Here is a 10,853-nt window from a genome sequence, read left to right as displayed (position 1 = left end):
TCGGAGAGGTGGCGTGCCGGGGACGTGCTCAGTGCGAGACGGGTGACAGCCCCAGGGATCGGCCGGCGAGCCCGCGCGAGCGGCGCACCAGGCCCGAGGCGACCTCGCGGAGCACCCGCGCCGCGGCGGAGTCCGGGTCGGTCAGGGTCACCGGGGTCCCTCCGTCGCCCGCCTCGCGCAGCCGGGGGTCCAGCGGCACCTGGCCGAGCAGCGGCACGTCGGTCCCGGTGATCCGCGAGAGGTTCTCGGCGACCCGCTGACCGCCCCCCGAGCCGAAGACCTCGAGCCGGCTGCCGTCGGGCTGCTCGAGCCAGGACATGTTCTCCACGACACCCACCACGTGCTGGCGCGTCTGGGTCGCGATCGACCCGGCGCGCTCGGCGACCTCGGCCGCCGCGACCTGCGGGGTGGTGACCACGAGCAGCTCGCTCGAGGGAAGCATCTGCGCGACCGAGATCGCGATGTCCCCGGTCCCCGGCGGCAGGTCGAGCAGCAGCACGTCGAGGTCGCCCCAGAACACGTCGGCGAGGAACTGCTGGAGCGCCCGGTGCAGCATCGGCCCTCGCCACACCACGGGCTGCCCTGCCGGGACGAACATCCCGATCGAGATGACCTTCACCCCGTGCGCCACCGGCGGGAGGATCATGTCGTCGACCTTGGTCGGGGTCTGCGAGACACCCAGCATGCGCGGGATCGAGAACCCGTACACGTCGGCGTCGAGCACCCCCACCTTGATGCCGTCGGCGGCCATCGCGACCGCGAGGTTCGCCGTGACCGAGGACTTGCCCACGCCGCCCTTCCCCGAGGCGATCGCGTACACCCGGGTGAGGTTGTCGGGCTGGGCGAACGGGATGACCGGCTCGGCGGCCCCGCCCCGGAGCATCGACTTGAGCTCGGCGCGCTGCTCGGCGCTCATCGCGCCCAGCTCGACCCGGACCGAGGTGACCTCGTCGAGGGCCTGCACGGCCTCGGTGACCTCGCGGGTGATCGTGTCCTTGAGCGGGCAGCCCGCCGTGGTCAGGTCGATTCCCACCACGACGGCCCACCCCGAGCCCTCGGCGGTCAGGTCGACCGACCGCACCATCTTGAGCTCGGTGATGGGGCGACGGATCTCGGGGTCGATGACCCCGGCGAGGGCGGCGGTGACGGACTCGACGGTGGGGGACGGCATGCCCCCATCGTAGGTGCGCCGTGCAGGACCGCCTGGGCCCTGGGGTCGTGAGCTCTCCGCGGTGTGCTGCGACCAGCCCGCACCTAGGTTGGTCCCATGGACCACGAGGCCTACGTGATGACCGTCCGCGAGCAGTCCGAACGCTTCCTCGAGGCGCTCGCGGACGCACCGTCGACCACCCCGGTCCCCACCTGCCCGGGCTGGACCGCCGCCGACCTGCTGCACCACCTCACCGAGGTGCAGCACACCTGGTCGCGGGTGGTCGCCGAGGGCCTCGAGGGGCCTGACGTCCCCGAGCCCGTGGCCGACGAGCCCATCACCGGGGCCGCCCGCGCCGGCACCGCGCTGCTCGCCGCCCTCGAGGCGCACCGGCCCGAGCAGCCCTGCTGGTCCTGGCACGAGGCCGGCGGCACCGTCGGCTGGGTCGCGCGGCGCCAGGCGCACGAGGCCCTGGTGCACCGGGTGGACGCCGAGCTCACGGCAGGCCTCGCCGTCCGCCCGCCCCCGGTCGACCTCGCTGCCGACGGTGTGGACGAGGTGCTGACGGTCATGCTCGACGGCGTTCCCGCCTGGGGCACGTTCACCCCCGACGGGACCACCGTCGTGCTGCGGTGCAGCAACCACCCCGACCGCTGGACCGTGCGGCTGGGACGCTTCGCGGGGACCTCGCCGACCACCGGGACGACCCACGACCTGGACGCCGCCGCGGTCGACCGTGGGGAACCCGCGGACGGGGCGAGCGACCTGACCGTGACGGGTGCTGCCTGGGACCTCGACCGCTGGCTGTGGGGCCGCGGCGACGCACAGCGGCTCGAGGTCGCCGGTCCGACGGAGCTGCTCGACCGGCTGCGGGCCCTGCTCGCCGAGACGACCGGCTGATCCCGCGTCCCGGTCAGCCCTGGTACCGCTGGCCCCGGTCCTCACGCGCCGGGGGGCCGCCGTCACCCTCGGCGCGGGCGCGGTCGGCCACGACGTCCTCGAGCAGGTTGCGCAGCTCGGACCGGACGAAGTCGCGGGTCGCGACCTCGCCCAGCGCGATCCGCAGCGAGGCCATCTCGCGGGCCAGGTACTCGGTGTCGGCCAGCGACCGCTCGGCGCGCTGCCGGTCCTGCTGGAGGCTCACCCGGTCCCGGTCGTCCTGGCGGTTCTGCGCCAGCAGGATCAGCGGGGCGGCGTAGGACGCCTGCACCGAGAAGAAGAGGTTGAGCAGGATGAACGGGTACGGGTCCCAGCGCAGACCCCACAGGGCCACCGCGTTGAGGATCACCCAGACGATCACGAAGCCGGTCATGTAGAGCAGGAAACGGCCGGTGCCCATGAAGCGGGCGAAGGCCTCGGCGCCCCTGCCGATGATGTCGGGGTCCAACCGAGGACGCCAGGTCCGACGGCTGTCCTTGGGGGTGTCGAGCCGGTCATCCACGGCCGGTCTCCATCCGCTCGTCCATCACACGGTCGGTCTCCTCGTCGTCGGACTCCCGCCAGTCGTCGGGCAGCAGGTGGTCCAGCACGTCGTCGACGCTGACCGCGCCCAGCAGGCGCCGTTCCTCGTCGACCACGGGCAGGGCGAGCAGGTTGTACGTGGCGAGCAGCCGGGTCAGCTGACCCAGGGGAGCGTCAGGGGTCACCGTCTCGATCTCCGCGTCGATGAACCCGCCGATCGGGTCGTGCGGGGCCTCCCGCAGCAGCCGCTGGATGTGGACCACCCCCAGGAACCTGCCGGTGGGTGTCTCGAGCGGTGGGCGCACCACGAAGACCATCGAGGCCAGCGCGGGGGTCAGGTCCTGACGGCGCACGTGCGCCAGTGCGGCGGCCACCGAGGTCTCGGGGGGCAGCACGACCGGCTCGGTGGTCATCAGACCGCCGGCGGTGTTCTCCTCGTAGGCCAGCAGCCGCCGGACGTCGCGGGCCTCCTCGGGCTCCATCAGCTCGATCAGCTGGGCGGCCTGGTCCTGCGGGATCTCGCTGAGCAGGTCGGCGGCGTCGTCGGGCTGCATCGCGTCCAGGACGTCCGCTGCCCGGTTCGCGGCCAGGCCGGTGAGGATCGCCACGCGGTCGTCCTCGGGGAGCTCCTCCAGGACGTCGGCGAGTCGTTCGTTGGGCAGCGCGGCCGCGACCTCGAGCCGCCGGGTGGTGCCCATGTCGTGCAGGATGTCGGCGAAGTCCGCGGGCTTGAGCCCCTCGTAGGAGGCGAGCAGCAGCTCGGCGCCCTGCACGTCGGTGCCCGCCGCGAGCGTCACGACGTCCTCGACGTCCACCAGGAGGGTCTCGCCCCGTCGCCGGATCCCCAGGCCGGACTTGCTCCTGGACTGGCGACGCACGTAGACCTTGGTGATCAGCCAGTCGCGGGTGCGCTGCTGCTCCATGGCCAGGTCGACGACGGTCGCCGACCCGCTGCCGTCCACGAGCTCGACCTCCCGGTCGAGGAGCTCGCCGATGGCCATCGTCTCGCTGGCCCGCTGCTCGAACCGTCGCATGTTGACCAGCCCGGTGCTGATGACGTGGCCGGCGTCGACGCTCGTCACCCGGGTCAGGGGGAGGAAGACACGTCGTCGGCCCGGGACCTCGACGACCAGGCCCACTGCCCGCGGGGCACCCTTGGAGCGCAGCAGGACGACGACGTCGCGCACCCGGCCCACCTGGTCGCCGAGGGGGTCGAAGACCGCCGTCCCGGCGAGGCGCGCTGCGAAGACACGGGTTCCGACGGTGCTCACGCGGTCAGCGTAGTGCGCGCCCTGCCGCCAAGCCTGGCCGGTGCTGGCGCCGTGGGCGACAATCGTGCCATGAGCATGAACCGGTCAGCCCGTGTCCCTGCCGTGCCGACGCCGCCGCGTGGCGACACGATCGCCACCTACGACACCTATCTCGAGGCGCAGAAGGCCGTGGACCACCTCTCGGACAAGGAGTTCCCCGTCCAGCACGTCACGATCGTCGGCACCGACCTGCGGATGGTCGAGCGGGTCACCGGACGGCTCACCTACTCGCGGGTCGCGCTGGCGGGGCTGGCCTCGGGCGCGTGGCTCGGGCTGTTCGTGGGTCTCCTGCTGTGGATGTTCTCCGGCCCCGAGCAGGCAGCGCTGCCGATCTTCCCCGCCGTGGCCATCGGCGCCGCCTTCGGCATCCTGTTCTCGATCATCTCGTACTCGTTCACCAGTGGTAAGCGCGACTTCACCTCGTCGAGCCAGATCGTCGCCTCGACGTACGCCGTGCTCTGCGCGGGTGAGCACGCGCACCGGGCCCGCACGCTGCTCACCGAGCTGGGTGGAGGGCGTCCGATGCCCACCCCGGCCCGACCCGTGGCCTCGACGGCCCCCGGTGAGCGGGACCCGGGCGTCGGGCAGGACCCGTACGCCTCGCCCACCCCGCACACCACCCCGCACGACCAGGCCACCGGACGGACCTCGCCGGACGGAGCGAGCGGACCCCGGCAGCACGAGGGCTGACCCGCGGCCGCGCGCCCGGTCGGTGCGGCAGCCGCCCGGTCAGTGCGGCAGGAGGGTGCGCATCCAGGCCTCGACGTCCTCGGGCCGTCGGGGGAGGGCCGCCGAGAGGTTCTCGTGCCCGTCGGCAGTGATCAGGACGTCGTCCTCGATCCGCACCCCGATCCCGCGGTACTCCTGCGGCACGGCCAGGTCGTCCGCCTTGAAGTACAGCCCCGGCTCGATCGTGAAGACCATGCCCGGGACGAGCTCGGCGTCCAGGTACATCTCCCGGCGGGCCAGGGCGCAGTCGTGCACGTCCAGGCCCAGGTGGTGGCTGGTGCCGTGGACCATCCACCGCCGGTGGAACTGCCCCTCGGGAGACAGCGACTCCTCGACGGTCGAGGGCAGCAGGCCCCAGCCCGCGAGCCGGTCGGCGATGACCTCCATGGCGGCAGCGTGCACGTCACGGAACCTCGCTCCTGGACGGGCCACCGAGAACGCTGCGTCGGCGGCGTCGAGCACCGCCTGGTAGACCCGCCGCTGGACCTCGGTGAACGAGCCGTCCACCGGCAGGGTGCGGGTGATGTCCGCGGTGTAGAGGGACTCGACCTCGACCCCGGCGTCGACGAGCACGAGCTCGCCGGTGCGCACCGCGCCGTCGTTGCGGATCCAGTGCAGCGTGGTCGCGTTCTCCCCGGCTGCGGCGATGGTCTCGTACCCCACCGCGTTGCCCTCCTCGCGGGCGTGCCCGTCGAAGGTCGCCTCGATGACGCGCTCACCCCGCCGGTGCGCCGTCGCACGGGGAAGTGCGCGCACGATCTCGGCGAACCCGGTGACCGTCGCGGCCACGGCCCGCCGCATCTGCTCGATCTCGTGCTCGTCCTTGACCAGCCGCAGCTCGCTGAGGGCCTCGGCGAGCTCGGCGTCGGCCGCCTCGGTCTGCGCCGCGGTGAGGTCCGCGTCGCCGCGGAGGCGGTCGACGGTCGCACTCACGGAGGCGTCCGCACCAGGGACCACGCGCAGCCGTACCCCGCCGGGGCCGACGTCCTTGGCCAGCGCGTCGGTCAGCTCCTCGAGCGGTGCGGTGCGCACCCCGGTCAGGTCGGCGAGGTCGGTGAGCGAGGGACGGGCGCCCACCCAGAACTCCCCGTAGCGGGCGTCGGCGAAGAACTCGCGGCTGTCCCGCCCGGCCATCGGCCGGATGTGCAGCACCGCCTCGTGGCGGTCCTCGACCGGGTGCAGCACCAGCACGGCGTCCGGTTCCTGGTCGGTCCCCAGCCCGGTCAGGTGGGCGAAGGCCGAGTGCGGGCGGAAGCGGTAGTCGGTGTCGTTGGACCGCACCACGTGCGTCCCGGCGGGTACCACCAGGCGTTCGCCCGGGAACAGCTCCGAGAGCCGCTCACGGCGGTGCGCGGCGTACGGTGCCACCGGGGCGGGTGCGCACCGCGCACCAGCCCCGGTGGCAGCCTGCGCCCACTGGCCGGCGATGAAGGACAGGAAGGCCTCCGACGAGGGACGCTGGGACCGGTTGGCTCCGCGGTCCTCCAGGGGCTGGTCGTCAGGGGCTTCGGTGTGCTCGGCAGACATGACCCCATGGTCGCACCTGAGGTCCGGACGCGGCACACCCGGCGAGCCCTATCCTTGCGCGTGTGCGCATCGACCTCCACACCCACTCGAGTGCCTCGGACGGGACGGACGCACCGGCGCACCTCGTCGCCCAGGCCGCGCTGGCCGGGCTCGACGTCGTCGCGCTGACCGACCACGACACGACCCGAGGCTGGGCCGAGGCCGCCGTCGCGAGCCTCGAGCTGGGGGTCGACCTGGTCCGTGGAGCGGAGATCTCGTGCCGCGCCGCAGGGGTCAGTGTCCACCTCCTCAGCTACCTGCACGACCCCGAGTCACCGGGGCTGCTCGCCGAGGGCGAGCGCACCCGAGAGGCCCGTCTCGAGCGTGCCCGCGAGATGGTCGAGCGCCTGTCGGTCGACTTCGCCCTGACCTGGGCGGACGTCGAGGAGCAGTCCGAGCCGGGCACGACCATCGGCCGGCCGCACCTCGCGGACGCCCTGGTCGCCCGTGGGTACGTCGCAGACCGCTCGGCCGCCTTCACCAGCCTGCTCGCGACCGGCTCGCCGTACTACGTGCCGCACTACGCCCCTGACGCCGTCCGGGCCGTGAGGCTCGTGCGGGCCGCCGGTGGGGTACCCGTCATGGCCCACCCGGCCGCGTCGGTGCGGGGACGGGTGGTACCGGACTCGGTGATCGAGGAGATGGCCGCCGCCGGGCTCGCGGGCCTCGAGGTCCACCACCGTGACCACGACGACGCGCAGCGCGCGCACATGACCGAGCTCGCCCACGACCTGGGGCTCCTGATCACCGGGTCGAGCGACTACCACGGCGAGGGAAAGCCCAACCGCCTGGGCGAGAACACCACCGCGCCCGAGGTCCTCGAGGTGATCGAGGCCCAGGGGCTGCTCGCGGTGGTCCGCCGATGAACGATGTGGCGGCCCTGGTCGACGCCCGGCTGCTGGCCGAGGTCTTCATCACGCTCTTCGTGATCATGGACCCGCCCGGGACGGTGCCGATCTTCCTGGGCCTGACCGGGGCGATGACCGGCAAGCAGCGCAACCATGCGGCGCGCCAGGCGATCCTCGTCGCCTTCGGCGTGATCGTCTCGTTCGCGCTGTTCGGCCAGCAGCTGCTGAGCTACATGCACATCTCCCTGCCGGCCCTGCAGGCCTCGGGCGGCCTGCTGCTGCTGCTCGTGGCGATGGACCTGCTCACCGGGAAGATGGAGGAGCCCCAGCCCTCGGGGACCAAGGGGGTCAACGTCGCCCTGGTGCCCCTGGGCACGCCGCTGCTGGCCGGGCCCGGCGCGATCGTCGCGACCATGGTCTTCGTGCAGCGCTCGGACGGCACCCTCGCCGACTGGGTCTCGATCGCCCTCGGCGTCCTGGGGGTGCACCTCTGCCTCTACCTGTCGATGAGGTTCGCCAACGTGATCCACCGGGTGCTCAAGGACAGCGGGACCATCCTGATCTCCCGCATCGCCGGGCTGCTGCTCGCGGCGATCGCGGTCCAGCTCGTCGCCGACGCCGTGCGGGAGTTCGTCCTGGCCGGCTGACCCACCCCTCGAGGCGTCGCCCCGGTCGACCGGGCCGGACCCGACCTCGCGACGCCCGACGCCCGCCGTCGGATCCTCGGGAGGACCCGACGGCGGGCGTCGGTTCGTCGTGCGTGGGCCGCGGGTGCCCGGTCCGGTCAGGACTCGGTCGGTGCCCCGCCGCGGGTGCGGCGACGGTTGCGCGAGCGGCGACGTCCGCCGCCCTCGCCTGCCGGTGCAGCCTCGGCGCCGGGCGCGGCGGGCGCGCCGTCGTGCGTCGCGGACCCGGCGCCCTCACGCACCGCCTCGGGACGCTCACCCTGGCCCGAGCGGGAGCGCGAACGCGACCGTTCTCCGTTGCGCTCGCGGTCGGTGCCCGGGCCCTTGCGGCCGCCCGGGCCGCCACGCTCTCCGGTCTCGCGGCGCTCGCTCGGCCCGGAACCCGCGCCCGCGCCCTTGCCGGCGGTGCGCTTGCCGGTGTCACCGATGTCCTCGTAGCGCTCGGCGGCGAGGCCCGCACGGGTGCGGTCGGCGGTGGGCAGCGTGCCCTTGGTGCCCTCGGGGATGTCGAGCTCGGTGAACAGGTGCGGCGAGCTCGAGTACGTCTCCACGGGCTCGGGGTAGCCCAGGTCCAGGGCCTTGTCGATCAGCCCCCAGCGCGGCAGGTCGTCCCAGTCGACGAAGGTGACGGCCGTCCCGGTCTTGCCCGCGCGGCCGGTGCGGCCGGTGCGGTGCAGGTAGGTCTTCTCGTCCTCGGGGCACTGGTAGTTGATGACGTGCGTGACGTCCTCGACGTCGATGCCGCGAGCCGCGACGTCGGTGGCGACCAGCACGTCGATCTTGCCGGACCGGAACGCGCGGAGCGCCTGCTCGCGGGCTCCCTGGCCGAGGTCTCCGTGGATGGCGCCCGAGGCGAACCCGCGGGTCGCGAGGTCGTCGGCGACCTTGGCGCAGGTGCGCTTGGTCCGCGCGAAGACGATGGTCAGGCCGCGGCCGCGGGACTGCAGGATGCGGGCGAGCACCTCGACCTTGTCCATCGCGTGCGCACGGTAGACGACCTGCTTGATCGCCTTGAGCGTCGCGCCGCCGTCATCGGGGTCGGAGGCCCGGATGTGCGTGGGCTGGGTCATGTAGCGGCGGGCCATCGCGACGACCGCACCGGGCATGGTCGCCGAGAACAGCATCGTGTGGCGCGACGCAGGGGTCCGTGCCAGGAGCTTCTCGACATCGGGCAGGAAGCCCAGGTCGAGCATCTCGTCGGCCTCGTCGAGCACCACGGTGCGGGCGCGGGACAGGTCCAGGAAGCCCTGGTTCATCAGGTCGATCATCCGGCCGGGAGTGCCGACGACGACGTCGACACCGCTGCTCAGGGCCTCGACCTGCGGCTCGTACGCACGGCCGCCGTAGATCTGCAGGACCCGCACGCTGCGTCGGCTGGACGCGGTGGACAGGTCACCGGCCACCTGGACGGCCAGCTCGCGGGTCGGCACGATCACCAGCGCCTGAGGCTTGCCGGGAGCGGGGAGCGCGTCGTAGCCCTCCTCGCCGGGCGAGACGATGCGGTGCAGCAGCGGGACGCCGAAGCCCAGGGTCTTGCCGGTGCCGGTCTTGGCCTGGCCGATGATGTCGTGGCCGGCGAGCGCGACCGGGAGGGTCATCGCCTGGATCGGGAAGGGCTGGATGATCCCGGCGTCGGCCAACGCCTGGACGATCTCGGGGCGGACGTCGAAGTCCGCGAAGGACGGGTTGTGCGCCTGGACGCTCGAGCCCGAGGTGTCGCCCTTGATGTGGGTGCTCGCGTCGTCGGCGAACCCGGAGGTGTCGGTGGTCTGGTCGGTGGTCGTCATGCTGCCTCGCGTGGGGTGAGGGCCGCGGGGCCACACGACTCCTGGTGGGCGAGGAGCTCGCCGCACCGGGACCGGGCCGCGCCGCGGACGGGGGCCGGCAGCCGATCGCGAATGGCGCCGCCCGGGCTGGAGGAGCGAGGCCGTCGTGAGCTGGTCACGACGGACCGCGGGTCTCTGCGGGCGAGGGTGTCGGGACGACCGGTCAACCGATGTACGAGGTGATCCTAGCCGACGGTGCGTCCCGAGGCCCGCTGCCCCGGGTCTAGCCTGGTCGGATGACCGGACAGACGCCGTCGAGCACCTCCGCACCCCCCCTGAGCCACGACGAGGTCGGGCGTGCCCTCGCCGTGCTCGGGATGACCGCGTCGAGCGAGCTCGCAGCGTTCTCGCGGCTCGCGGCCGACGCCGCACTGGCCCCCGTGCTCGGCCAGCGGCTCGAGCTGAGCGGTCTGGCCGGGACGGCGCTGCGCCGGCTCGAGCGGATCGGAGCCCGGGTCCGCGAGCTCGGCGGCGACCTCGAGACCGTGATGGCGCCGTTCTCGGGCGTCCTGGTCGACTTCGACGGACGGACCGTTCCGAGCACGTGGTGGGAGCGGCTGCTCAAGGCCTACGTGGGCTACGGCATCGCCGACGACTTCAGCCGGATCGCCGCTGGTGCGCTGGACCCGGTCACCCGCGAGATCGTCCTGGAGGTGCTGACCGACGACGGTCACGCCCAGCTGGTGGTCGACTCGCTCGCTGCCGCCGGCGAGCAGGACCCGGCGCTCGCCTCGCGGCTCGCGCTCTGGGGTCGCCGACTCGTGGGGGAGGCCCTCGGGGTCGTGCAGCGGCTGCTCGCCGACCACGCCGAGATGCGCGACCTGCTGGGCGCGGCGATCCCGAGCGCGGACGGCGCCGAGGCGCAGAGCCGACTCTTCGCGACGCTCACCGCCGAGCACACCCGGCGGATGGACCGGCTCGGCCTGACCGCCTGATGGACCGGCTCGGCACACCCGACGGATGGACCGGCTCGGCCTGACCGCCCGTTCGGCCGAGGGGCCCTTCCGTCAGATGTTGTGGAACCCGACCTTGCGCGTCTCGTCGCCACCGATCTCCACGTAGCCGAGCGTCCCGGCCGGGACGATGACACGACGCCCGCGCGTGTCGGTCAGGGTCAGGGTCGCGCCTCCGTCGAGGGCCTTGGCGACCGCCGCGGCGATCTCCTCGGAGGTCTGGTCGATCTCCAGCACCAGCTCCCGTGCCACGTGCTGCACACCGATCGTGATCTCCACGTCCATCGCCTCCACACCGTCTGGTCAGTTCCGCGCCCATCCTAG

11 protein-coding genes are annotated in these 10,853 nt (G+C 73.1%); 5 read left to right on the top strand and 6 right to left on the bottom strand.

The window, feature by feature from the left end; all coding sequences use genetic code 11:
• Positions 1 to 28: 28 nt before the first annotated feature.
• Positions 29 to 1,171, bottom strand: a complete 1,143-nt coding sequence (locus M1R94_RS02515; RefSeq protein WP_249380093.1) for an Mrp/NBP35 family ATP-binding protein — start codon at positions 1,169 to 1,171, stop codon at positions 29 to 31.
• 96 nt (positions 1,172 to 1,267) lie between these two features.
• Between M1R94_RS02515 and M1R94_RS02510 the strand changes: the two genes are divergently transcribed.
• Entirely contained in the window at positions 1,268 to 2,050 is a 783-nt protein-coding gene (locus M1R94_RS02510; protein WP_249380092.1) for a maleylpyruvate isomerase family mycothiol-dependent enzyme, read from the top strand.
• A 13-nt stretch (positions 2,051 to 2,063) separates the two neighbouring features.
• Here M1R94_RS02510 and M1R94_RS02505 read toward each other — a convergent pair whose 3' ends face one another.
• Together M1R94_RS02505 and M1R94_RS02500 are read right to left on the bottom strand one after the other, a co-directional pair.
• Positions 2,064 to 2,591 (bottom strand): DUF1003 domain-containing protein, encoded by a 528-nt coding sequence (locus M1R94_RS02505; protein WP_249380091.1) that lies wholly within the window; start codon positions 2,589 to 2,591, stop codon positions 2,064 to 2,066.
• Positions 2,584 to 3,882, bottom strand: coding sequence for a magnesium transporter MgtE N-terminal domain-containing protein (locus tag M1R94_RS02500; protein ID WP_249380090.1), 1,299 nt, complete (start codon positions 3,880 to 3,882; stop codon positions 2,584 to 2,586). The genes M1R94_RS02505 and M1R94_RS02500 overlap by 8 nt, the downstream gene beginning before the upstream one ends.
• 69 nt (positions 3,883 to 3,951) lie before the next feature.
• Here M1R94_RS02500 and M1R94_RS02495 point away from each other — a divergent pair, with 69 nt between their 5' ends.
• The gene (locus M1R94_RS02495; RefSeq protein WP_249380089.1) at positions 3,952 to 4,611 is read left to right on the top strand and encodes a YflT domain-containing protein; all 660 of its coding nucleotides are present in this window, start codon (positions 3,952 to 3,954) and stop codon (positions 4,609 to 4,611) included.
• A gap of 39 nt (positions 4,612 to 4,650) precedes the next feature.
• On the opposite strand, the gene M1R94_RS02490 is transcribed toward M1R94_RS02495, so the two are convergent.
• Complete coding sequence (locus M1R94_RS02490; protein ID WP_249380088.1) at positions 4,651 to 6,177, bottom strand: aminopeptidase P family protein; 1,527 nt, start codon at positions 6,175 to 6,177, stop codon at positions 4,651 to 4,653.
• 62 nt (positions 6,178 to 6,239) lie between these two features.
• Between M1R94_RS02490 and M1R94_RS02485 the strand changes: the two genes are divergently transcribed.
• The gene (locus tag M1R94_RS02485) at positions 6,240 to 7,082 is read left to right on the top strand and encodes a PHP domain-containing protein (protein ID WP_249380087.1); all 843 of its coding nucleotides are present in this window, start codon (positions 6,240 to 6,242) and stop codon (positions 7,080 to 7,082) included.
• Positions 7,079 to 7,711: a MarC family protein gene (locus M1R94_RS02480; RefSeq protein WP_249380086.1), complete on the top strand. Its 633-nt coding sequence runs from the start codon at positions 7,079 to 7,081 to the stop codon at positions 7,709 to 7,711. The genes M1R94_RS02485 and M1R94_RS02480 overlap by 4 nt, the downstream gene beginning before the upstream one ends.
• A gap of 137 nt (positions 7,712 to 7,848) precedes the next feature.
• On the opposite strand, the gene M1R94_RS02475 is transcribed toward M1R94_RS02480, so the two are convergent.
• A complete protein-coding gene (locus M1R94_RS02475) occupies positions 7,849 to 9,537 on the bottom strand; it encodes a DEAD/DEAH box helicase (RefSeq protein ID WP_249380085.1) in 1,689 nt (562 codons plus the stop codon).
• 275 nt (positions 9,538 to 9,812) lie between these two features.
• Here M1R94_RS02475 and M1R94_RS02470 point away from each other — a divergent pair, with 275 nt between their 5' ends.
• Complete coding sequence (locus tag M1R94_RS02470; RefSeq protein WP_249380084.1) at positions 9,813 to 10,511, top strand: ferritin-like fold-containing protein; 699 nt, start codon at positions 9,813 to 9,815, stop codon at positions 10,509 to 10,511.
• A 72-nt stretch (positions 10,512 to 10,583) separates the two neighbouring features.
• Here M1R94_RS02470 and M1R94_RS02465 read toward each other — a convergent pair whose 3' ends face one another.
• A complete protein-coding gene (locus M1R94_RS02465; protein WP_283252802.1) occupies positions 10,584 to 10,814 on the bottom strand; it encodes a DUF3107 domain-containing protein in 231 nt (76 codons plus the stop codon).
• Positions 10,815 to 10,853: the final 39 nt, after the last annotated feature.

The organism is Actinotalea alkalitolerans, assembly GCF_023369855.1.
GTDB lineage: Bacteria > Actinomycetota > Actinomycetes > Actinomycetales > Cellulomonadaceae > Actinotalea.
Note: the sequence above shows the minus strand (reverse complement) of the source record. Positions and strands in the feature narration are given on the sequence as shown.